Genomic DNA, 20,935 nt, shown 5'->3' on the forward strand with positions numbered 1-20,935 from the left:
CGGCTGCCGCGCCCGGTTGAGCGCGGCCAAGGGGGGTTATTGTAGCGAGTCCGCCGCGGCGCTTTGCTGGCGGGTCAGCAGCATGGCATCGCCATAACTGAAGAAACGATAACGCTGCTCGATCGCGTGGCGATAGGCGGCCCGGATCGTTTCGATGCCGGAGAAGGCCGAGACGAGCATCATCAGGGTCGATTTGGGCAAATGGAAGTTGGTGATGAGCCGATCGACTACCTGGAACCGGTAACCGGGGGTGATGAAAATATCGGTCTCGGCACTGCCCGGCTGCAGCGTGCCCGGCGGCAGCCCGGCGGCCAGCGCGGCCCGCGCAGCCGATTCGAGCGCGCGCATCGAGGTGGTGCCCACCGCGATCACGCGCCCGCCAGCCGCGCGTGTGGCGGTCACTGCCTCCAGCAGTTCGGGGCTCAGCCGATACCACTCGGTATGCATCTGATGCTCGGCGATGTTTTCCACCCGCACCGGCTGGAAGGTCCCGGCGCCGACGTGCAGCGTGAGCGTGGCTCGCCGGATGCCGCGTTGATCGAGTTGATCGAGCAGCGCGTCGTCGAAATGCAGCGCGGCGGTCGGTGCGGCCACTGCCCCCGGGTGACGGGCAAACACAGTCTGGTAACGCGTCTCGTCGTAATCGGTGGCCTCGTGGGTGATGTACGGCGGCAAAGGCAGCCGGCCATGCGCCTCGATCAGGGCGTAGCAATCCTGCGGGAAATGCAGCGTGAAGAACGGCTCGACACGTTCCCCGACGGTGACGTCGAACGCATCTGCCAGGCGCAATGTCGAGCCGGGGCCCGGGCTCTTGCTGGCGCGGATCTGCGCCAGCGCGGTGCGCTCGTCGAGCACGCGCTCGATCAGCACCTCAACCTTGCCGCCACTGGCCTTTTGCCCGAAGAAGCGGGCTTTCAATACCTTGGTATCGTTGAAGACCAGCAGGTCGCCAGGCGTCAGGCACTCCGGTAACGCCGAGAAAGTCCTGTCATGCAGCACGGGCGCAGGCGTATCGCTGCAGGCGTCGACCTCCAGCAGGCGGCTGGCGCTGCGCTGAGGCAAGGCACTTTGGGCGATCAACTCGCCCGGCAAGTCGAAATCGAAATCTGAAAGGGTATACATCCTGCGTTTACAATGAAGAGCAGCCGCTATTTTACTTGTGTTGACCCAATCGATGACCGAGCGCCGTTCGAAAGCGAAAGACCAGGCCATGCCCGGCGGGGACCCGGCGCCAGAAGTACACGTCGACACGCAGCGCCCCGGGGCTGCGCGGCCGGCTCCGTCCGCGCGCGCCAAGCCTCGTGCGGCGGACAAGCTGGCCAAGCTGGGGCTCACGCGCGACCTCGACCTCATCCTGCATCTGCCGATGCGCTACGAGGACGAGACTACACTCACGCCAATCGACAATCTCCTGCCGGGGCAGAACGCCCAGGTTGAGGGCGTGGTGGTCGCCAGCGAAGTCACCTTTCGGCCGCGCCGCCAATGGGTGGTGCGCGTGCAGCAAGGTGAAGACGAATTGACACTGCGTTTTCTGAATTTCTACGGCAGTCAGCAAAAGCAGTTGGCGCCTGGCGCGCGGGTGAGGGTGCGCGGCGACGTACGTGGCGGTTTCTTTGGCCTCGAGATGGTCCATCCCGCCTACCGGGTCGTCGAGGAAGGAGCGCCGCTGCCGCAATCGCTCACGCCGGTCTACCCGAGCACGGCCGGCGTCAGTCAGGCTTATTTGCGACAGGCGATCGCCAACGCGCTCGAGCGCACGCCATTGCCGGAACAACTGCCGCCCGGGATACTGAATGATGCGCTGGGCACGTCGGCCAACGGCGCCTTGCCGTCGCTGGCCGACGCCGTGCGGCTGCTGCACAATCCCCCGGCCAGCGCGCCGCAGGCTGCGCTGGTCGAGCGCAGCCACCCGGCCTGGCTGCGCATCAAATTCGAGGAACTGCTGGCCCAGCAGCTGTCGCTCAAGCGCGCGCAGGCGGCGCGGCGGCGCGTGAGTGCGCCTCGGTTGCCGGACGTGCCGCGCTCGGATGGATTGCTGGCGCGCTTCGAAGCTGCCTTGCCGTTTGCGTTGACCGGAGCGCAACAGCGCGTCTGGCGCGAAATTCGCGCCGATCTGGCGGCACCGCACCCGATGCAGCGCCTGCTGCAGGGCGACGTTGGCAGCGGCAAGACGATTATTGCCGCGCTGGCGGCGGCCCAAACGATCGACGCAGGGTATCAGGCCGCCATCATGGCACCCACGGAAATCCTCGCCGAGCAGCATCTGCTGAAGCTCTCGGCCTGGCTGGCGCCACTCGGTGCGCGTGTGGTCTGGCTGGCGGGTAGCCTCAAGGCGCGCGACAAGCGTGCGGCTCTGGCGCAGGTGGCCAGCGGCGAAGCCCAGTTGGTGATCGGCACCCACGCGATGATCCAGGACTCCGTCGAATTTGCCCGGCTCGGACTGGCGGTGGTCGACGAACAGCACCGCTTCGGTGTCGCGCAGCGTCTGGCACTGCGCGGCAAGATTGCCACAACGTCTGATGCGGGCAGCGCAGTGCCGCATCAACTGATGATGAGCGCCACGCCGATTCCGCGTACATTGGCGATGACCTACTACGCCGATCTCGATGTGTCGCTGATCGATGAATTGCCGCCGGGCCGGGTGCCGGTGCTGACCAAGATCGTCAGCGATGCGCGCCGCGAAGAAGTCGTGGCGCGCGTGCGCGCCGCGGCGCTGGCCGGGCGGCAGGTCTACTGGGTGTGCCCGCTGATCGAGGAGAGCGAGGCACTGCAGTTGCAAACGGCGATCGACACGCATCAGCAACTGATCGCCGCTTTGCCCGAGTTGCGCGTGGGCCTGGTGCATGGGCGCCTGCCGCCGGCCGACAAGGCTGCGGTGATGGAAGCGTTCTCGCGCGGCGCGCTGCATTTGCTGGTGGCCACCACGGTCATCGAGGTGGGGGTGGATGTGCCGAATGCTTCGCTGATGGTCGTCGAGCATGCCGAGCGCTTCGGTCTGGCGCAACTGCATCAGTTGCGCGGGCGGGTCGGTCGCGGGCAGGCCGAATCAGTCTGCGTGCTGATGTACGCCACCCCCCTGTCGTTGACCGCCAAGGCCCGTCTGCAAACCATGCGCGAGACCGCAGACGGGTTCGAAATCGCACGCCGCGACCTTGAAATACGCGGACCGGGGGAATTCCTGGGGGCTCGGCAGTCCGGCGCGGCAATGTTGCGGTTCGTCGATCTCGTGGAAGATGCCTGGCTGATCGAGCCCGCCCGGCAGGCCGCCGAAGCGCTGTTGCGTGACGATCCTGTCGGTGTGAGCGCGCATCTGGAGCGCTGGCTGGGTGCGCGCGAAGCGTTTCTCAGTGCCTGATTGCGGGGAGCTGGTACGTGGCTCGCGTCCCGTCGCCGTGCAATTTGGATGCCGGCGATTATTCCATTAGCGACAACAATGAATTTCGCTAATCGATGTTTTTATTCGATAGCATAGGGAATACACTGATCCTGTCGGTGGTGCAAATATCTTGAGTGCCGCCCCCTTATATTCGACAGGAGAAATGTCATGAAAACCCCTCTGATTGTTGCCGCTTTGTTGTCCGCTTTTGTTGCCGCCCCGGTGTTTGCTCGTGGTAGCGCCGACCTGGGTACCGATACGTCGTGGATCGGTGTGAGCACGCTGAGCCGTGCCGCTGTGCGCGCCGACCTGATCAATGCCGAATCGCAAGGCCTGGTGCAACAAACCAACACCGTTTATCCGAAAGCCGCGCCTGCCGCCCAGGCCCTGGCCAGTGCCCCGGTGCGCGCCGGACTGGAAGTCGCCAACGTGAATTCCAATCTGTATTCGAACCAGTAACGCGACAGCAAGTTGTGCCGGATGCGCGCAGGCGCATCCCCGGCCCCGGTCCAGCGCGCATCGCGCCCGGCCGGGGCTTTGCTTTTTTGCGGGAGGCCGCGCCGCGGTGCAAGGGAGTCGGCCCGATGTTTTCTTACATACATTTGTGCTATAAAAAAGAAAATCTATCATTTCCTCGCAATCGATAAATTTCATATGACGCTGACCGAACTCAAATACATCGTGGCCGTGGCGCGCGAGCGTCATTTCGGTCGGGCTGCCGAAGCCTGTTTCGTCAGCCAGCCGACGCTGTCGGTGGCGATCAAGAAACTCGAAGACGAACTGAACATGCAAATCTTCGAGCGTGGCGCCGCCGAGGTCAGCGTCACCCCGCTGGGTGAGCAGATCGTCGCGCAGGCGCAGCGCGTGCTCGAACAGACCTTGGCCATCAAGGAGTTGGCCAAGCAGGGGCGCGATCCGCTGGCCGGACCGCTGCGCCTCGGGGTGATTTACACCATCGGACCGTATTTGCTGCCGGCGCTGGTCAAGGAAATGATCGAGCGGGTGCCGCAGATGCCGTTGATGCTGCAGGAGAATTACACGCTCAAGCTGATCGAATTGCTCAAACAGGGCGAGATCGATGCGGCCGTCATGGCGCTGCCTTTCCCCGAAAGCGGGCTGATGGTGCGCCCGCTCTACGACGAGCCGTTCGTGGTGGCGCTGCCGCGTCATCATGAGTGGGTCGAGCGCAAATCGATTGCCGCTGGCGACCTAAAGCAGGAGACCATGCTGCTGCTCGGCAGTGGTCATTGCTTTCGCGATCACGTGCTGGGGGTATGCCCGGAGCTGATGCGTTTTTCCCAAAATGCCGACGGCATCCAGAAAACGTTCGAGGGATCGTCGCTCGAGACCATTCGCCACATGGTCGCCAGCGGCGTGGGCATCACGGTGCTGCCGATGACATCGGTGCCCGATATTCACGCAAAGGACGGGTTGCTGCGCTATGTGCCGTTCGAGGCGCCGGTGCCGGACCGTCGGGTGGTGCTGGCCTGGCGCAAGAGTTTCACGCGCATGCCGGCGATCGAAGCCGTGTGCGAGGCCATCAAGGCATGTCAGCTGCCGGGTGTGAAGATGCTCGATTTGCCCGTCTCGGCAAACTGAACGCCGAGCGCGGCGCTGCCCGAGCGGCACTGGCGCGACATTTTTTATCGAGCGGATTTCAATAATCAATTGGAACGCGCGAATTGCGAACGCTAAGATCGTTACGTCGACTCTGTTGATGGCGCCAAGGAGGCCACGATGAGAATTGAGCGAAACGATCCGACGACCTGGCGCGATATGTCGCGCGTGGTACAGCACGTTCTGGCCAGCTACGCACTCACAGCATAGCGCCCGACCAGACGCACCGACCGCTCGCGGCGTATGACCGGCCAGGTCGTTTCGCCGCGAATTCAAGGCAATGCCGCCAGACGGCGGTTGAGCCTCAATCTTTATTTCAGAGGAACCCCATGGCAAAGAAAAATGGCGTCACCGTGGTCAATATCGGCATCAGCGACAAGGACCGCAAGAAAATCGTCGAAGGCCTCAATCACTTGCTGGCCGACACTTACACGCTGTATCTTAAGACCCATAATTTCCATTGGAATGTCACCGGTCCGATGTTCAACACGCTGCACCTGATGTTCGAGGCGCAGTACACCGAGCTCGCCCTGGCCGTGGATCTGATCGCCGAGCGCATTCGCGCACTGGGTTTCCCGGCGCCCGGCACTTATCGGGAGTTTGCCGCGCTGTCGTCGATTGCCGAAGCCGAGGGCGTGCCCACGGCCGACGAGATGATTGCGCAACTGGTTGCCGGCCAGGAGGCGGTGGTTCGGACCGCGCGCTCGATTTTCCCGATCGTCGATGATGCCCATGACGAGCCGACGGCCGACCTGCTCACGCAACGCATGCAGGTGCACGAAAAAACCGCCTGGATGCTGCGAGCCCTGCTGCAATAAGCGGCGCACCAGACGAAGCAAAACCCGCGCTGGATGGCGCGGGTTTTTTTATGGTGCGCCCGGCATGGCGCACCCACTAGGAGGTGAAAGTCCTCTACCCGCCCGGCAAGGGGAAGGGTTAGCCAAAGGCAAGGGTTCTCCGGGCGACTGGAGGTCTGAAGGAAGCCGGATGGCAAAGCGCTGGCCTGACGAACAGGAAGCGGATATGAGGCGTGGCGGCTGGGTAAGGAGGCCGTAATCTCCGAAGCCCGAAACTTGCACCGACGCTGGTCACGTAGATCCGACAGGCATAAGCGTGAAAGTGTGTGCGCAATACCCGGGGAGATCTGTTCGGGTGCTGGGGCGACCCGGCTACCGGCGTCGCAAGGCGACGGGATGCGCGAACAGAAGTCAGCAGAGGGCATAGTAGGTCGAGGCGAAGGTGGCGAGCCGATGAGCACCGAGGCCGAAGGCCCGAACAGAGGATACCGAGAGTAGGACGGATGATCTCGACGCCGGTTACAGAGGCAGAAGCCCTGGCAACAGGGGCCACGGACACGAGGGGCGGCCGGAAGCCGCAGGATAGTGTTCGGGGTGCGGAGACGGGCGCGGCGACAGACGGGCGAACGAAATCGGAGGACGACTCGCTGATGGCGCGAGTCGTGGATCGCGCGAACATGCGGCTGGCGTATCGGCGAGTGCTGAGGAACAAAGGCTCGGCTGGGGTAGATGGCCTGAACACGGAGGACCTGGGCGACTGGCTCAAGATGCACTGGCCGAGTGTGAGGCAAGCGCTGCTGGACGGGACGTATATTCCACGAGCCGTGCGCCGAGTGGACATTCCCAAGCCGACGGGCGGGGTGCGCACGCTCGGGGTGCCGACCGTGGTAGATCGGCTCATCCAGCAGGCAATACATCAAGTGCTACAACCGATCTTCGAGCCGACGTTCTCGGCAAGTAGTTTCGGTTTCCGGCCGGGCAAGAGCGCGCTGGATGCTGTGCGTCAAGCGCAAGCTCATGTCCAAGGTGGTCAGCATTGGGTGGTGGACATCGACTTGGAGAAGTTCTTCGATCGGGTCAACCACGACGTGCTGATGGCCCGAGTTGCGCGGCATGTGCAAGACAGAACAGTGCTGAAGCTGATTCGTCGCTTCCTGGAAGCGGGGATGATGGCCGAAGGGCTGATCCAGGAGCGCACGGAAGGCACGCCACAAGGCGGACCGCTCTCGCCCCTGCTGTCCAACATCTTGCTGAGCGACTTGGATCGGAAACTGGAGAGCCGGGGTCTGGCGTTCTGCCGATACGCGGACGACTGCAACATCTATGTCGGCAGCAAAACGGCGGGACGCCGGGTCATGGCGAGCATCAGGGTCTATCTCGAGAGGGCCTTGAAGCTGCGCGTGAACGAGGCCAAGAGCGCGGTGGCCCCGCCAAGTACCCGCAAATTCCTGGGTTACCGGGTAGCGGTACGGCAGGGCCAGGCGCACATCCGCGTCGCACCCGAGAGCATCAAGCGATTGGTTGATCGGGTGCGTGCGCTGCTGCGTCAGGGACGCGGGTGGTCCCTGGCACACACGATCCAAGCGCTCAACCCGCTGCTGCGCGGTTGGGCTACATACTTCCGCTTGAACGACCAGCGACGGCGGATGGAAGACTTGGACGGATGGCTGCGTCGACGCTTACGCTGTCTGCTCTGGCGGCAGTGGAAGCGGCCCCGCACGCGGGAGCGCCGACTGCTTGAGCTGGGGCTGCGCCCCGACCGGGCATGGAAATCCAGCGTCAACGGGCGTGGCCCCTGGTGGAATGCCGGGTCCCACCACCTGAAGCAAGCATTACCCAACGCCTATTTCGAGGTGCGGGGACTGATCTCGATCCGCGCTACTGTGGATCGCCTTCAGCGTATCAACTGAACCGCCGTATGCGGAGCCGCACGTACGGTGGTGTGGGCGGGCTGAGGGGGTAACTCCTCACCCGACCCGATCATCGGCGTGCGGGCCGCTGGCGTGAGGTATGAGGATCGATTGCTCAGGATTCGCGAATCGTGAAGCGCTCGAAGCGCCCCGCCAGTCGCTCGGCCAGACCCTTTGTGGCAGGCGCCGGCATGCCCGGCAGGCGGCACGCTTGCACGCTCCAGGCGTGCACATCCAGGCGAGCAAGCGCATCGCCCAAGGCCAGCAGTTCCGATTCGGGAAACAGCGCCGGGTGCCAGGTCGTCCTGCACTCATAATCGGCCCCGCTTTCCTGTATCAGCCGCAATGACTCCATCACCTTGGCCGAGGCGCGCGGCACACCCACGATACTCTCGTGGAATATGACGGGGGCCTTGATATCCAGGCCGATCCAGTCCACCAGCGGCAATACCGCAGCCAGCCGCTCCGGGGCCATGCCGGCGGTGTGCAGGGCGACGCGCATCCCCAGGTCGCGAACCGCTTGCGCGGCCTCGGGCAGGGCGGCTTGCAGCGTCGGCTCGCCGCCCGAGAACACGACGCCATCAAGCAGGCCGCGCCGACGGCCGAGAAACGCCAGCACATCGTCCCAGGAGCGCTCGGCAGGCGCATCGGCCGGAATCAGATGCGCGTTCTGGCAGTAGACGCAACGCCAGGCGCAGCCCTGGCAGAACACCACCGCCGCAAGGTGTCCGGGAAAATCGATGGAGGTCAGCGGCACGAGGCCGCCGACCCGCAGACCGCTCATGAGATCAAGTCTCCTGGGCGCAGCGCCGCTCACTGAAAAAGCGGCGCTCGGCGTGTTCGCCCTTTTTGCCGATATTGAAGCTGGCCACCGGGCGGTGATAGCCCATCACCCGCGTCCAGACTTCGCAGGGCTGGCGCTCTTCGTCCCTCAATTCGATGGCGTCGGCGCTCAGGCGGGTGGGTTCGGATAGTTCGATCATGGTGTCACCTTTGACGAGTGGTGGAATCAAGCGACGGGCTGGCCGCGCTTGCGCGCCAGAATCTCCTCGTCGCACTTGGGGCAGAACGCGTGTTCCCCGGCCAGATAGCCGTGTGTGGGGCAAATCGAAAAGGTGGGTGTCACAGTGACATACGGCAGGCGAAAATTCTCCAGCGCCCGGCGTACCAGCCGCATGCAAGCCGCGCCGCTGGACAGGCGCTCGCCCATATAGAGATGCAGGACGGTGCCGCCGGTATATTTGGCCTGCAGCGCTTCCTGACGCTCGAGCGCCTCGAACGGGTCGTCGGTGCACCCGACCGGCAACTGCGAGGAATTGGTGTAGTACGGCTGCGCCGCCGTGCCGGCCTGCAGGATATCCGGCCAGCGCCTGTTGTCCTCCTTGGCGAAGCGGTAGGTGGTGCCCTCGGCGGGTGTTGCTTCGAGGTTGTACATGTGCCCGGTTTCTTCCTGGAAAGCGACGATGCGCGCGCGCACGTGGTCGAGCAGGCGCAGCGCGAAGGCATGGCCCCAGTCGGTGGTGAGGTCGTGCTGGTCGCCGCTGAAGTTGCGGATCATCTCGTTGATGCCGTTGACCCCGAGGGTCGAAAAGTGGTTGCGCAACGTGCCGAGATAGCGCTTGGTGTAAGGAAACAGGCCTTGGTCCATCAGGTGCTGGATGAGCTTGCGCTTGACCTCCAGCGTATCGCGGCCGATCGCCAGCAGCTCATCGAGCCGCGCCAGCAAGCCGGCCTCGTCACCCCGGTAGCGGTAACCCAGGCGTGCACAGTTGACCGTGACCACGCCGATACTGCCGGTCTGCTCGGCACTGCCGAACAGGCCATTGCCGCGCTTGAGCAACTCGCGCAGATCCAATTGCAGCCGGCAGCACATGGACCGGACCATATTGGGTTTCAGCTCCGAGTTCACGAAGTTCTGGAAGTAAGGCAGGCCATATTTGGCGGTCATGTCGAACAGCCGCGCGGCGTTCTCGCTCTGCCAGGGGAACGCCGGCGTGATGTTGTAGGTGGGGATGGGGAAGGTGAACACCCGTCCCTTGGCGTCGCCTTCGGTCATGACCTCCAGGTAGGCCTGGTTGATCAGGTCCATCTCGGCCTGCAGCTCGCCATAGGAAAACGGCATCTCCTGGCCGCCGATCACCGGGATCTGCTCGCGCAAATCATCCGGGCAAACCCAGTCGAAGGTCAGATTGGTAAAGGGGGTCTGGGTGCCCCAGCGGGACGGCACATTGAGGTTGTAGATCAACTCCTGAATGTGCTGCTTGACCTCCCGGTAGGTCATGCGATCCTTGCGCACGAAGGGCGCCATGTAAGTGTCGAAGGACGAGAAGGCCTGGGCGCCGGCCCATTCATTCTGCATGGTGCCGAGAAAGTTGACGATCTGTCCGACCGCGCTCGACAGATGCCGGGGCGGCGCAGCTTCCACCTTGCCCGGCACGCCGTTGAAACCCTCGGTCAGCAGGGTGCGCAGCGACCAGCCGGCGCAATAGCCCGACAGCATGTCCAGGTCATGGATATGGATGTCGCCCTCCCGGTGGGCCGCGCCCGCTTCCGGCGCGTAGACGTGAGACAGCCAGTAGTTGGCGGTGACCTTGCCGGCCACGTTGAGGATCAGGCCGCCCAACGAATAACCCTGATTGGCATTGGCATTGACGCGCCAATCCTGGCGATTCAGGTATTCGTTGATGGATGACGCCACGTCCACCAGGGTTTTGCTGTCCTGGCGCAACTTCGCATGCCGCTCGCGATAGACGATGTAGGCGCGCGCGGTTTTCAGATAGCCGGCGGCGATCAAGGTGAGTTCGACGACGTCCTGGATCTGCTCGATGGCAGGTGCCTGGCCAGCAAATCGCTCGCCCACTGCCTTAACGACCTGGTTGCCGAGCAAATCAGCCTCGTTGGCGCCAAATTCGCCGCTGGCCTGGCCGGCGCGGGCCATCGCCGAGCGTATTTTCGCGGCGTCGAACGGCAGCAGGCGCCCGTCGCGCTTGCGCACCTCGCAGGGCCCGGCGGTGAGCAAGGTATCGCGCGTTTCTGGCATGGCTCGGCTCCTTTAACTATAGGTTGTGGTCATGGTATTTGCCGACCACAATATATTGTGTGATCTAGGTCAAAGAATCGATCCTCGCACCGCTGGGGCCGCGCCCGCCGGGCCACCACGACATGGCCTGCATCCGGCGCAGCAACAGGCGTCGCAGCGGCCAACTGTCCTACAATGCGCACATGTGATGATTCGACTGTGTGCCATGCTCACTCAACGCTTGCCCCTGTATTTCCGGCTGGTTCGGCTCGATAAGCCGATCGGCACGGTCCTGCTGCTATGGCCGACGCTCAATGCGTTGTGGATCGCCTCGGACGGCCGTCCGCCGCTGGGCGTGCTGCTGATATTTATCGTTGGGACGTTTCTGATGCGCTCGGCCGGCTGCGCGATCAACGATTACGCCGATCGCGATTTCGACAAATACGTCAAGCGCACCCAGGAGCGGCCGTTGACCTCGGGGCGTATCGACGCGTGGGAAGCGCTGGCGGTCGCCGGAGTCCTGGCGCTGGCGGCCTTCTTGCTGATTCTGCCGCTCAACGGGCTGACCAAATGGCTGTCCGTGCCGGCATTGTTCGTGGCGGCCAGCTATCCGTTCATGAAGCGCTTTTTCGCCATTCCGCAGGCTTACCTGGGTGTCGCGTTCGGCTTCGGGATTCCGATGGGGTTTGCCGCGGTGCAGGGCCATGTGCCGCCGCTGGCCTGGCTGCTGCTGCTGGCCAACGTGTTCTGGTCGGTCGCCTACGATACCGAATATGCGATGGTCGACCGGGACGACGACGTGCACATCGGCATCAAGACTTCGGCCATCACATTCGGGCGCTATGACGTGGCGGCCGTGATGGCCTGCTACGCCGCGATGTTCGTCATTACCGGCGGGGTCGGATACCGCCTGCAGTTCGGCTGGCCGTTCTGGCTTGGCATGGCGGTGGCGGTGGCTTGCGCCGTATACCACTATTTCCTGATCCGCGGGCGCGAGCGCATGCGGTGTTTCGCCGCGTTTCGCCACAACAACTGGCTCGGCGCGGCGATTTTCGCCGGCATCTTCTTTCACTACCTGCTCACGCCGGCGCATTGACCCCCTGCGGCGCCGCAGGCCGGTGAGCGGCTGATCCGCTAATCGGCGCCCAACTCCGCGCCAAGTTCGCGCGAGCGCGCATGTGCCGCATGAATGCCGCGCACAATGGCGGCCTTCACGCCGTCATGCTCGAACGAGGTCAACGCCGCGAACGTGGTGCCTCCCTTGGAAGTAACGCGCTCGCGCAGCACGCTGGCCGGCTCACTCGACTGCGCCGCGAGCTCGGCGGCCCCGGCGACCGTGGCGATCGCCAGTTGCCGGCCCTGTGCTTCGGAGAAACCCAGTTCGGCAGCCGCTTGCTGCATCGCTTCGATAAAGTAGAAAACATAGGCGGGGCCGCTGCCCGATAGCGCGGTGACGCCGTCGAGTTGCGCTTCGTTGTCGCACCAGATGACTTGCCCCGCGGCTTTCAATACGCGTTCGGCCAACTGGCGCCGCGAGGTGTCCACACCGGACAGCGCGGCAAGGCCGGAGATGCCCTTGCCGACCAGCGCCGGCGTATTGGGCATACAGCGCACGATCTGGTCGTAGCCACCCAGCCAGCGCGACAGCACGGCCGCATGCACGCCCGCGGCGATGCTGATGACGAGTTGTCCGCGCAGATAGGGTGCGAGCGATTGCGCCGCTTCCTTCAGGTGCTGCGGCTTGACCGCCAGCACGATGGCCTCCTGATCGCGCAGGCGTTCGCTCAATTGCGTGCCGGCGTTGATTCCGAAAGTTTTCGTCAGATGCTCGCACGTTTGCGGCGAGAGATCGACCGCGCTCAGGTCGGTTGCCGGTACGCCCTGCCTGAGCAGGCCCCCGATCAGGGCGCCGGCCATATTGCCGCCGCCGATAAATGCGATTTTCATGAAGCTCCTCACAGTGGATAAAAGAGACATTCCATCAGGCGCGCGCACCGAAGATCGCGGTGCCGATGCGTACCAGAGTAGCACCTTCGGCGATGGCCGCCTCGAGATCCGCCGACATGCCCATCGAGAGCGTATCGAGCGCCAGCCCTTCGGCGCGCAGTTGTTCCCACAGCTCGCGCAGTGCGCGAAACGGTTTGCGCTGCAGGGTCGGGTCATCGTGCGGCTCGGGAATGGCCATCAGGCCGCGCAGCCGCAGGCGCGGCAGCGCGGCAATCCGGTGCGCCAGTTGAGCGGCGTCGCTCACGGCCGCGCCGCTCTTGCTTGCCTCGCCACTGATGTTGACCTGCAGGCACACCTGCAGCGGCGCGCAGTGCGCGGGCCGCTGGGCCGACAGCCGCTCGGCGGTCTTGAGTCGGTCGACCGAATGCACCCAGTCGAACTGCTCGGCGACCAGCCGTGTTTTGTTGCTTTGCAGCGGGCCGATGAAATGCCACTGCAGCGACTCGCGAACGTCGGCCAGCGCGGCGATCTTGTCGAGCGCTTCCTGCACATAGTTTTCGCCGAAGGCCCGTTGGCCGGCAGCAAATGCCTCGCGCACGACGTCGGCGCTGACAGTTTTCGAGACGGCCAGCAGTTGCACGCTGTGCGCCGGCCGGCCGGCGCCAGCGGTGGCCGCGTCGATACGCTGCAGGACGTTTTTCAGATTGAGGGCGATGGTGGACATGGGGGCTCGGTGCTACGGTCGGCGAGGCCGGCGCACGGTCACGCCGCGAGACGACTTCATCGGAGTGATTATAAATGGAACTTGGCGAGCTTCTTCGGCACGCGGCGCAGCGCGGCGCCTCGGATCTGCATTTGTCGGCCGGCATGCCGCCGTGCCTGCGCATCGACGGCGAGCTGGTGCCGGCCGATGCCGAGCGGCTCGGCGGCGATCAAATCGGCGCAGTGCTGCATGACGTGATGGACGACGCCCAGCGTGCGCGCCATGCGGCGCGGCACGAATGCGATTTCTCGCTCGACTGGCCCGGCTTGCCGCGTGTGCGCGTCAACGCATACTGGCAGGCGCGCGGCCCCGCCGCCGCGCTGCGTCTGATCGCCCGGGATGTCCCGTCGCTGGAGGCATTGTGTTTGCCCGACGCGTTGGGCGCGCTGTCGCTCAAGGCGGCCGGACTGGTGCTGGTTACCGGGCCCACCGGCTCGGGCAAATCGACCACGCTGACGGCCCTGCTCGATCACCGCAATCGCTCTCACGCCGGGCACATTCTGACCATCGAGGATCCTATCGAATACGTGCATGCGTCGCACCGCAGCCTGGTGACGCAGCGCGAAGTCGGCGCGCATACGCACAACTTCGCCAGTGCCTTGCGAGCGGCGCTGCGCGAAGACCCCGACGCGATTCTGCTGGGCGAGCTGCGCGATCTGGACACCATTCGGCTTGCCCTGACGGCAGCCGAAACCGGTCACCTTGTGTTCGGCACGCTGCACACGCGCTCGGCCGCGCAGGCCGTCGAGCGTATCGTCGACGTGTTTCCCGGCGACGAGAAACAGGCTGCGCGCGGATTGCTGGCCGAATCGCTCGAGGCGGTGATTGCGCAGGTGCTGGTCAGGCGCGCCGACGGCCCGGGCCGGCTCGCCGCGCAAGAGATTTTGCTGAGTACCCCGGCGGTGCGCAATCTGATTCGCGAGGGCAAGACGACACAACTTCAGTCGGTGCTGCAGACCGGTCAGCATCTGGGCATGCAAACCTTCGAGCAGCATTTGGCGGGGCTGCGCGCGCAGGGCCGAATCGAACGGCCGGCGGCACGCCCTTCATCGAGCCAGGCGCCGCGCTAGGGCGCTGGTTCTATGGCACACTGCGACCTGTTCAATGGCGGGCGAGGCAATCATGAGCAGCATCTACGATTTTTCCGTGCGAACCTTGAGCGGCGAGGAAGTGCCGCTGCGCCAATATGCGGGCAAGACGCTGCTGATCGTCAATACCGCCAGTCAATGCGGTTTCACGCCGCAATATGCCGGGCTCGAGCGGCTCTATCAGCAGTACGGCGCGCGCGGTCTGGTCGTGCTGGGTTTTCCGTGCAACCAGTTCGGCGCGCAGGAGCCCGGCAGCGCCGAGGAAATTCGTAGTTTCTGCGACACCCAATTTGGCGTGACCTTCCCGATGTTTGCCAAAATCGATGTCAAAGGATCCGGCGCACATCCGCTTTATCAGTGGCTGACGGCCGAAAAACGCGGCGTGCTCGGGACTCACGCGATCAAATGGAACTTCACCAAGTTCCTGGTCGGCGCCGATGGCCGGGTCCTCAAGCGTTACGCCCCGACCACCAAGCCCGAAGAACTGCAGCAGGACATCGAGGCGGTGCTGCCGCCTGCCTGAATGGCGACGGTGCCTGGCGCCAGCCGGCGCCTCAATGCCACAGGCTGAGCAGCAGCGGGACCAGAATCGGCGTGAGCACGCCATTGAGGCCCATGCCCAGACCGGAAAACGCGCCTGCCTCATCGCTCACCTGAAACGCGCGCGCGGTGCCGATTCCGTGAGCCGCGACGCCGGTCGCGAAGCCACGCACCGCATAGTCCTTGATGCGCAGCGCATTCAGGATGAAGGTCGCGAGGATGGCGCCGAGAATGCCGGTCGAGATCACCAGCACCGCGGTCAGCGATGGCAGGCCGCCGATTTTGTCCGCAATCCCCATGGCGATCGGCGTCGTTACCGACTTGGGCGCGATCGACAGCGTCGTGGTGCGGGACGCGCCGAGCAGCATGGCAATGCCTGTGCCCGAGACAATCGCGGTGAGCGAGCCCGCCAGCAGGCCGCCGAGCAGCGGGATCGCATGGCGGCGCAGCCGCGGCCATTGCTGATATAGCGGCACGGCCAGCGCCACGGTGGCTGGGCCAAGCAGGAAGTGCACGAACTGGGCACCCTCGAAGTAAGTCGGGTACGGCGTATGGGTGAGCGTGAGCACCGTGACCAGCAGCGCCACGGCGATGGCAACCGGATTCGCCAGCGGATTGAAGCGGCAGCGCTGGTAGATGGCGAACGCGGCGAGATAAGCCAGCAGGGTGGCGCTCAGGCCCAGCAATGGCGTGGTTGCCAGGTAGACCCATATGGCTGCGATGCGGGGCGTCATGCGGCATGCTCCGTGCGGCGTTTTTCCTGCCAGCGAATCAGGGCTTGCGTGACCAGCGCCGTGACCGTGATGGTCAGGGCCGTGCTGACGACCAGCGCCACGACAATTGCCAGCCACTGTCCGCTCAACGTATGGGCCTGCGCCATGATGCCGACGCCGGCAGGCACGAACAACAGCGATAAATGACGCAGCAGCTCCTGCGAGGTGGGAGCAATGACTGGCAGCAGCCGCTCGTTGGCGAGCAGCCAGAGCAACAGCAGCACCATGCCGATGACCGGTCCCGGGATCGGCAGGTGCAGCGAGTAGCTGAGAATTTCGCCGATGGTCTGAAACATCAGCAGCACGGCGAAGGTTTGCAGCATCCGGTTGTCTTTCATTTTGGTCTCCGGGGGATTGTCATACCAGCAGGCTGTCGACCAATTCGATCCAATGTCTGACCGGCGTGCGCGTGCCGCTTTGCAGGTGCGCGATGCAGCCGACGTTGGCCGACAGGATCGTCGCGGGGCGCTGCGCCTCGCATTGGGCCAGCTTGTTGTCGCGCAAACGCGTGGCGAGTTCCGGCTGCAGCAACGAGTAGGTGCCGGCCGACCCGCAACACAGATGACTGTCCTGAACCGGCTTGAGATTGACGCCCAGTTCGAGCAGCAAGCGCTCGACCTCGCCGCGCAGTTGCTGGGCGTGCTGCAGCGTACAGGGGGGGTGATAGGCGAGCACCTGGTTGCCGGGGCGGTGCGTGCGTTGCTTGAGCGTGGCCGCATGCGCCGGCAGGATCTCGCTGGGGTCGCGCGCGGCCGCGGCGACGCGCTCGGCCCGGGCGGCATAGCGCGAGTCGTGCCGCAACAGGTGTCCATACTCCTTGACCATCGCACCACAACCGGAGGCATTGATCACGATCGATTCGACGCCCTGCTCGAGGTGAGGCCACCACGCATCGATGTTGCGCCGCATATCGTCCAGTGCGCCGGCGGTGTCGCTCAGGTGATGCCTGATCGCACCGCAACAGCCCGCCTCGGGCGCCATGATCAACTGGATATCGACAGCGTCGAACACACGCGCGGTGGCGCTATTGATGTTGGGCAGCATCGCGGGCTGCACGCAGCCGGCCAGCATCAGCATCTTGCGCTGATGCGTCTGCCGGGGCCACTGGCCGCTGCTGCCGGACAACGGAATTTTGCGGCGCAGCCGGCGCGGCAACATCGGGCGCAGGAACTGCCCCAGGCGCAGCGCCGGTCCGAACAAATGCGGATTGGGCAGAAAGGTCGACAGAAACTTTCGCTGCGCGCGCTGCACGAGCGGCCGCGATGCCCGCTGCTCGGCGACCTGTCGGCCGATGTCGACCAGATGCCCGTACTCGACGCCCGACGGGCAGGTCGTCTCGCAGCTGCGGCAGGTCAGGCAGCGGTCCAGATGGCCGACGGTGCGGGTGCTGACGTCGCTGCCCTCGAGCATTTGCTTGATCAGATAGATGCGTCCGCGCGGGCCGTCGAGCTCGTCGCCCAGCAGCTGGTAGGTCGGGCAAGTGGCGGTGCAGAATCCGCAGTGCACGCATTTGCGCAGGATCGCGTCCGCCTCGTCGCCGGCCGGGGTGCCACGAATGAAATCAGCGAGATGGGTTTGCATGGCGCGGGTTCCTCCAGGTCGGCCGAACTCAAAGTTCCGGGTACATCCGGCCCGGGTTGAAAATGCCGGCCGGGTCGAAGGCCGCCTTCAGATTGCGGTGAATTCGCATCAGCGGCACCGCCAGCGGCGTGAACACGCCCGCGCTGGCCTCGCCGTAGCGGAACAGCGTCGCGTGCCCGCCGGCCTGACGGGCGGCGCTGCGCACGCTCTGCGCGTCGGCGTCGGTGATCCACCAGCGCTGGGCGCCGCCCCACTCGATCAACTGTTTGCCGGGCAGGCGATGGGGCTCGGTGATCGGCGGCAGCGAGAGTCGCCACAGGGCGCGCTCGGGGCCCGCGTCGGCGAAAAACGGGTCGGTGTGCTCGCGCACGCCCTGCCAGAATTTGGCGGCGTGAATGGCATCGACCAGCTCGCCGCCGAGCTTGACGCGCGCGGCCTTGATGGCTGCCGAGGCGCCTGACAGGCGAACCGCGAGCATGTCGTCGTACCATGCGCTGGCGCTAATGGGCAATGGCTGGCCGCCCCATTCATTGAGCTTGCGCACGGCGTCCACGGCATTCATTTCGAAGCGCAGCGTCAATTCGGCAAACGGCTGCGGCATGACCTTGATCGAAACGTCGAGAATCAGCCCGAGGATGCCCAGCGAGCCGGCCAGCAGGCGAGCCACATCATACCCCGCGACATTTTTCATGACCTGTCCGCCGAAGTGCAGCACCTGCCCCTTGCCGTCCATCAGCGCGGCGCCCAGCACGAAATCCCGAACCGCGCCGGCGGCCTGCCGACGGGGGCCGGACAGCCCGGCGGCGACGCAGCCGCCGAAGGTCGCGTGCGGACCGAAATACGGAGGCTCGAACGGCAGCAACTGATTTTTCTCGGCCAGTACCGCTTCGATTTCCGCCAGCGGCGTGCCGCAGCGCGCCGTGATGACCAGTTCGGCCGGATCATAGGCGATCACCCCCCGGTATGGCCGCGTATCGAGCACCTGGCCGACGAGCTGCTGGCCGTACCACTGCTTGGTGCCGCCGCCGCGCAATTGCAGTGGCTGGTGTGTTGCCGTGGCGGTTTCAATCGCCGCGCGAAATTGTTCGAGTACGGTATTCATCGTGAGCGTATCGCGGGTTCGTCGAATTGGTGAGGCGACAAGGCCTGGCCGCAGTGCTTGCAAAAGCGTGCATCGAGGTCGTGCCCCTCCGTCATGCAGTGCGTGCAGGTTCGTGTAGTGACCGGCCGGCGTCGCATCGACGCGGAAATTTCCGCGCCCATGATGCCGGTTGGAATTGCGATCACGCCATAGCCGAGCAGGATAACGCAGGCCGTGATCGCCTGGCCAAGCGGGGTGCGCGGCACCAGATCGCCGTAGCCGGTGGTGCTGAGCGTGACGATGGCCCAGTAGATGCCGACCGGAATACTGGTGAAGCCATGTGCGGGGCCTTCGATGATGGTCATCAACGTGCCGATGATCACCACTACGATGCACACGAAAATCAGGAATACGAATATTTTGCGGCGCGCATGGTAAAGCGCCTCGCGCAGGACGCTGGCTTCGCTGACATAAGCGCTCAGCCGCAGGATTCGGAACACGCGCATCAGGCGCAGCAGGCGCACGTCGATCAGGTAGTACAGCTCAGGGACCAGAATCGCCAGATAGGTTGGCAGGATCGACGCGAGATCGACCAGCCCGTAGAGCGAGAGCGCGTAACGCCACGGGTGGCGCACACATGCCAGCCGGGCGATGTATTCGACGGTGAAAGCGAGTGTGAATAGCCACTCGAGCAGCCACAGCAGGGTGCTCGCGCGCGCCTGAATGGCGGGCACGCTGCCCAGCACCACCACCAGCACGCTGGCGCAGATCGCCACCAGGAGAATTTCGTCGAAGCGCCGCCCGGCCGTCGTGTCGGCTTCGAAAATGATGGTGTAGAGGCGCTTGCGCCAGCCGTACGTAGGTTGATCCGACCATCCTTGCATCGTCAGAATCTCGGCAGATCCGGGTGGGGCAGCAAGCCGCCGCGCACGTGCATCTTGCCGTATTCGGCGCAGCGCGCGCGCGTCGGAATGGCTTTGTCGGGGTTGAGCAGGCCGACCGGGTCGAAGGCGCGCTTGACCGCAAAAAAAGCGTCGCGCTCGGCCGCGGAAAACTGCACGCACATCGAGTTGATCTTCTCGATGCCCACGCCGTGCTCGCCGGTGATCGTGCCGCCCAGTTCCACGCAGGTCTCGAGGATTTCGGCGCCGAAGGCCTCGGCGCGGTGCCACTCGTCGGCATCGTTGCCGTTGAACAGGATCAGCGGATGCATATTGCCGTCGCCGGCGTGGAAAACGTTGATGCAGCGCAGCCGGTAGCGTTGCTCCATCTCGCCGATGCGGCGCAGCAGCGTGCCGATGTGGCGACGCGGGATCGTGCCGTCCATGCAGTAGTAGTCGGGCGAGATGCGGCCGGCGGCGGGAAAGGCATTCTTGCGTCCGGACCAGAATTTGAGGCGCTCGCTCTCGCTTCGCGAAACCTGAATCCGGGTGGCGCCGCTGGCCTTGAGCACCTGGCTGGTACGCATGATTTCCTCGGCGACTTCTTCGGGCGTGCCGTCCGATTCGCACAGCAGGATAGCCTGCGCCTCCAGATCGTAGCCGGCGTGGACGAATTCCTCGACCGCCCGGGTTGCCGGCTTGTCCATCATCTCCAGGCCCGCCGGAATAATGCCCGCGGCAATGATTGCGGCGACCGCATTGCCGCCTTTTTCGACGTCGTCGAAACTGGCCATGATGACCTGCGCGGCCTGGGGTTTCGGGATCAGCTTGACCGTGACCTCGGTGACCACCGCGAACATGCCTTCGCTGCCGATGAATACGCCGAGCAGATCCAGCCCTGCCACGTCGGGGCCGAGCGAGCCGAATTCGACGATTTCACCGGTCATGGTGACAGCGCGCACGCGCAGTATATTGTGGACGGTCAGGCCATATTTGAGGCAGTGCACGCCGCCGGAATTCTCGGCCACATTGCCGCCGATGGTGCAGGCGATCTGCGAGGAGGGGTCCGGTGCGTAATACAGGCCGTAGGTGGCCGCCGCTTCGGAAATGGCGATGTTGCGTACGCCGGGCTGCACGGTCGCAGTGCGGGCGTAGGGATCGACATTGAGGATTTTCTTGAACTTGGCCAGCGAGAGCACCAGGCCGTCGGCGATCGGCATGGCGCTGCCGGCCAGGCCTGTGCCGGCGCCGCGCGGCACGACCGCAATGCCCAGTTCGTGGCAGGCATGCAGGATGCGCTGAACCTGGCTTTCGGTCTCGGGCAGCGCGACGGCTAACGGGATGCGCCGGTGCGCCGCCAGGCCATCGCACTCGTAAGGCGTCGTATCTTCGCGCTCGTGCAGCAGGCATGCCGCGGGCAGAATCGCCCCCAGCGCTTGCAGCAGCGCCTGCCGACGCTCGGCGAGCAGCGCATCCTGGGGTACTTCGGGCGGAACATAGGGTGCGTTCATGGCATCGATTCGGTAAGCTCGGGCGTCAGTCCGGCGCATCGGCCGGCGGCG

At 64.6% G+C, this 20,935-nt stretch carries 20 protein-coding genes; 8 read left to right on the forward strand and 12 right to left on the reverse strand.

The annotated features are described in order from the left end of the window. Nucleotides 1-36: 36 nt before the first annotated feature. The gene (gene queA, locus PATSB16_RS00470) at nucleotides 37-1,122 is read right to left on the reverse strand and encodes a tRNA preQ1(34) S-adenosylmethionine ribosyltransferase-isomerase QueA (RefSeq protein ID WP_047215931.1); all 1,086 of its coding nucleotides are present in this window, start codon (nucleotides 1,120-1,122) and stop codon (nucleotides 37-39) included. A 52-nt stretch (nucleotides 1,123-1,174) separates the two neighbouring features. On the opposite strand from queA, the gene recG reads away from it, so the two are divergent. The 5 genes from recG to ltrA all read left to right on the forward strand — a co-directional run bounded on the left by recG (nucleotide 1,175) and on the right by ltrA (nucleotide 7,700). After that, the gene (recG, locus tag PATSB16_RS00475) at nucleotides 1,175-3,355 is read left to right on the forward strand and encodes an ATP-dependent DNA helicase RecG (RefSeq protein ID WP_083566628.1); all 2,181 of its coding nucleotides are present in this window, start codon (nucleotides 1,175-1,177) and stop codon (nucleotides 3,353-3,355) included. A gap of 189 nt (nucleotides 3,356-3,544) precedes the next feature. After that, nucleotides 3,545-3,835, forward strand: coding sequence for a DUF4148 domain-containing protein (locus tag PATSB16_RS00480; protein ID WP_047215932.1), 291 nt, complete (start codon nucleotides 3,545-3,547; stop codon nucleotides 3,833-3,835). A gap of 195 nt (nucleotides 3,836-4,030) precedes the next feature. Then, complete coding sequence (locus PATSB16_RS00485) at nucleotides 4,031-4,975, forward strand: LysR substrate-binding domain-containing protein (RefSeq protein ID WP_047215933.1); 945 nt, start codon at nucleotides 4,031-4,033, stop codon at nucleotides 4,973-4,975. Nucleotides 4,976-5,322: 347 nt separating this feature from the next. Next, on the forward strand, nucleotides 5,323-5,811 hold the full coding sequence (locus tag PATSB16_RS00490; protein ID WP_047215934.1) for a Dps family protein: 489 nt from the start codon (nucleotides 5,323-5,325) through the stop codon (nucleotides 5,809-5,811). A 482-nt stretch (nucleotides 5,812-6,293) separates the two neighbouring features. Continuing rightward, a complete protein-coding gene (ltrA, locus tag PATSB16_RS00495) occupies nucleotides 6,294-7,700 on the forward strand; it encodes a group II intron reverse transcriptase/maturase (protein WP_052892611.1) in 1,407 nt (468 codons plus the stop codon). Nucleotides 7,701-7,815: 115 nt separating this feature from the next. Here ltrA and PATSB16_RS00500 read toward each other — a convergent pair whose 3' ends face one another. Genes PATSB16_RS00500 through PATSB16_RS00510 form a run of 3 tightly spaced genes read right to left on the reverse strand, consistent with a single transcriptional unit; the run spans nucleotide 7,816 to nucleotide 10,740 of the window. Then, nucleotides 7,816-8,484 carry an anaerobic ribonucleoside-triphosphate reductase activating protein gene (locus PATSB16_RS00500; protein ID WP_047215935.1) on the reverse strand — a complete coding sequence of 223 codons (669 nt, stop codon included), beginning with the start codon at nucleotides 8,482-8,484 and terminating at the stop codon, nucleotides 7,816-7,818. 4 nt (nucleotides 8,485-8,488) lie between these two features. Further along, nucleotides 8,489-8,683 (reverse strand): anaerobic ribonucleoside-triphosphate reductase, encoded by a 195-nt coding sequence (gene nrdD, locus PATSB16_RS00505; RefSeq protein WP_047216817.1) that lies wholly within the window; start codon nucleotides 8,681-8,683, stop codon nucleotides 8,489-8,491. A 26-nt stretch (nucleotides 8,684-8,709) separates the two neighbouring features. Then, nucleotides 8,710-10,740, reverse strand: a complete 2,031-nt coding sequence (locus tag PATSB16_RS00510; protein WP_047215936.1) for a ribonucleoside triphosphate reductase — start codon at nucleotides 10,738-10,740, stop codon at nucleotides 8,710-8,712. Between the two features lie 205 nt (nucleotides 10,741-10,945). On the opposite strand from PATSB16_RS00510, the gene ubiA reads away from it, so the two are divergent. Further along, nucleotides 10,946-11,815, forward strand: coding sequence for a 4-hydroxybenzoate octaprenyltransferase (gene ubiA, locus PATSB16_RS00515; RefSeq protein WP_156884537.1), 870 nt, complete (start codon nucleotides 10,946-10,948; stop codon nucleotides 11,813-11,815). 38 nt (nucleotides 11,816-11,853) lie between these two features. Here the strand turns inward: ubiA and proC are convergent, their stop codons facing one another. Continuing rightward, on the reverse strand, nucleotides 11,854-12,666 hold the full coding sequence (proC, locus tag PATSB16_RS00520) for a pyrroline-5-carboxylate reductase (RefSeq protein WP_047215938.1): 813 nt from the start codon (nucleotides 12,664-12,666) through the stop codon (nucleotides 11,854-11,856). Between the two features lie 34 nt (nucleotides 12,667-12,700). Further along, nucleotides 12,701-13,390 carry a YggS family pyridoxal phosphate-dependent enzyme gene (locus tag PATSB16_RS00525; RefSeq protein WP_047215939.1) on the reverse strand — a complete coding sequence of 230 codons (690 nt, stop codon included), beginning with the start codon at nucleotides 13,388-13,390 and terminating at the stop codon, nucleotides 12,701-12,703. A 74-nt stretch (nucleotides 13,391-13,464) separates the two neighbouring features. Between PATSB16_RS00525 and PATSB16_RS00530 the strand changes: the two genes are divergently transcribed. Both PATSB16_RS00530 and PATSB16_RS00535 read left to right on the forward strand, forming a co-directional pair. Next, nucleotides 13,465-14,499, forward strand: coding sequence for a type IV pilus twitching motility protein PilT (locus PATSB16_RS00530; protein ID WP_047215940.1), 1,035 nt, complete (start codon nucleotides 13,465-13,467; stop codon nucleotides 14,497-14,499). Between the two features lie 52 nt (nucleotides 14,500-14,551). Next, a complete protein-coding gene (locus tag PATSB16_RS00535; protein ID WP_047216818.1) occupies nucleotides 14,552-15,040 on the forward strand; it encodes a glutathione peroxidase in 489 nt (162 codons plus the stop codon). Nucleotides 15,041-15,071: 31 nt separating this feature from the next. On the opposite strand, the gene PATSB16_RS00540 is transcribed toward PATSB16_RS00535, so the two are convergent. Genes PATSB16_RS00540 through PATSB16_RS00565 form a run of 6 tightly spaced genes read right to left on the reverse strand, consistent with a single transcriptional unit; the run spans nucleotide 15,072 to nucleotide 20,884 of the window. After that, entirely contained in the window at nucleotides 15,072-15,791 is a 720-nt protein-coding gene (locus PATSB16_RS00540; protein WP_047215941.1) for an LrgB family protein, read from the reverse strand. Further along, the gene (locus tag PATSB16_RS00545) at nucleotides 15,788-16,153 is read right to left on the reverse strand and encodes a CidA/LrgA family protein (protein ID WP_047216819.1); all 366 of its coding nucleotides are present in this window, start codon (nucleotides 16,151-16,153) and stop codon (nucleotides 15,788-15,790) included. Before PATSB16_RS00545 ends, PATSB16_RS00540 begins: the two co-directional genes overlap by 4 nt. 34 nt (nucleotides 16,154-16,187) lie before the next feature. Further along, a complete protein-coding gene (glcF, locus tag PATSB16_RS00550) occupies nucleotides 16,188-17,411 on the reverse strand; it encodes a glycolate oxidase subunit GlcF (protein WP_047215942.1) in 1,224 nt (407 codons plus the stop codon). Between the two features lie 28 nt (nucleotides 17,412-17,439). Further along, on the reverse strand, nucleotides 17,440-18,513 hold the full coding sequence (gene glcE, locus PATSB16_RS00555) for a glycolate oxidase subunit GlcE (RefSeq protein ID WP_047215943.1): 1,074 nt from the start codon (nucleotides 18,511-18,513) through the stop codon (nucleotides 17,440-17,442). Further along, complete coding sequence (locus tag PATSB16_RS00560; RefSeq protein ID WP_047215944.1) at nucleotides 18,510-19,376, reverse strand: ion transporter; 867 nt, start codon at nucleotides 19,374-19,376, stop codon at nucleotides 18,510-18,512. Before PATSB16_RS00560 ends, glcE begins: the two co-directional genes overlap by 4 nt. Nucleotides 19,377-19,378: 2 nt before the next feature. After that, a complete protein-coding gene (locus PATSB16_RS00565; RefSeq protein WP_047215945.1) occupies nucleotides 19,379-20,884 on the reverse strand; it encodes an FAD-linked oxidase C-terminal domain-containing protein in 1,506 nt (501 codons plus the stop codon). Nucleotides 20,885-20,935 lie beyond the last annotated feature (51 nt).

It is taken from the genome of Pandoraea thiooxydans (assembly GCF_001931675.1).
Lineage (GTDB): Bacteria > Pseudomonadota > Gammaproteobacteria > Burkholderiales > Burkholderiaceae > Pandoraea > Pandoraea thiooxydans.

Excerpts from the sequence above, each read along its gene's own strand:
- queA (WP_047215931.1), bottom strand. The coding sequence starts at position 1,122 with ATGTATACCCTTTCAGATTTCGATTTCGACTTGCCGGGCGAGTTGATC.
- recG (WP_083566628.1), top strand. The coding sequence starts at position 1,175 with ATGACCGAGCGCCGTTCGAAAGCGAAAGACCAGGCCATGCCCGGCGGG.
- PATSB16_RS00480 (WP_047215932.1), top strand. The coding sequence starts at position 3,545 with ATGAAAACCCCTCTGATTGTTGCCGCTTTGTTGTCCGCTTTTGTTGCC.
- PATSB16_RS00485 (WP_047215933.1), top strand. The coding sequence starts at position 4,031 with ATGACGCTGACCGAACTCAAATACATCGTGGCCGTGGCGCGCGAGCGT.
- PATSB16_RS00490 (WP_047215934.1), top strand. The coding sequence starts at position 5,323 with ATGGCAAAGAAAAATGGCGTCACCGTGGTCAATATCGGCATCAGCGAC.
- ltrA (WP_052892611.1), top strand. The coding sequence starts at position 6,294 with ATGATCTCGACGCCGGTTACAGAGGCAGAAGCCCTGGCAACAGGGGCC.
- PATSB16_RS00500 (WP_047215935.1), bottom strand. The coding sequence starts at position 8,484 with ATGAGCGGTCTGCGGGTCGGCGGCCTCGTGCCGCTGACCTCCATCGAT.
- nrdD (WP_047216817.1), bottom strand. The coding sequence starts at position 8,683 with ATGATCGAACTATCCGAACCCACCCGCCTGAGCGCCGACGCCATCGAA.
- PATSB16_RS00510 (WP_047215936.1), bottom strand. The coding sequence starts at position 10,740 with ATGCCAGAAACGCGCGATACCTTGCTCACCGCCGGGCCCTGCGAGGTG.
- ubiA (WP_156884537.1), top strand. The coding sequence starts at position 10,946 with ATGCTCACTCAACGCTTGCCCCTGTATTTCCGGCTGGTTCGGCTCGAT.
- proC (WP_047215938.1), bottom strand. The coding sequence starts at position 12,666 with ATGAAAATCGCATTTATCGGCGGCGGCAATATGGCCGGCGCCCTGATC.
- PATSB16_RS00525 (WP_047215939.1), bottom strand. The coding sequence starts at position 13,390 with ATGTCCACCATCGCCCTCAATCTGAAAAACGTCCTGCAGCGTATCGAC.
- PATSB16_RS00530 (WP_047215940.1), top strand. The coding sequence starts at position 13,465 with ATGGAACTTGGCGAGCTTCTTCGGCACGCGGCGCAGCGCGGCGCCTCG.
- PATSB16_RS00535 (WP_047216818.1), top strand. The coding sequence starts at position 14,552 with ATGAGCAGCATCTACGATTTTTCCGTGCGAACCTTGAGCGGCGAGGAA.
- PATSB16_RS00540 (WP_047215941.1), bottom strand. The coding sequence starts at position 15,791 with ATGACGCCCCGCATCGCAGCCATATGGGTCTACCTGGCAACCACGCCA.
- PATSB16_RS00545 (WP_047216819.1), bottom strand. The coding sequence starts at position 16,153 with ATGCTGCAAACCTTCGCCGTGCTGCTGATGTTTCAGACCATCGGCGAA.
- glcF (WP_047215942.1), bottom strand. The coding sequence starts at position 17,411 with ATGCAAACCCATCTCGCTGATTTCATTCGTGGCACCCCGGCCGGCGAC.
- glcE (WP_047215943.1), bottom strand. The coding sequence starts at position 18,513 with ATGAATACCGTACTCGAACAATTTCGCGCGGCGATTGAAACCGCCACG.
- PATSB16_RS00560 (WP_047215944.1), bottom strand. The coding sequence starts at position 19,376 with ATGCAAGGATGGTCGGATCAACCTACGTACGGCTGGCGCAAGCGCCTC.
- PATSB16_RS00565 (WP_047215945.1), bottom strand. The coding sequence starts at position 20,884 with ATGAACGCACCCTATGTTCCGCCCGAAGTACCCCAGGATGCGCTGCTC.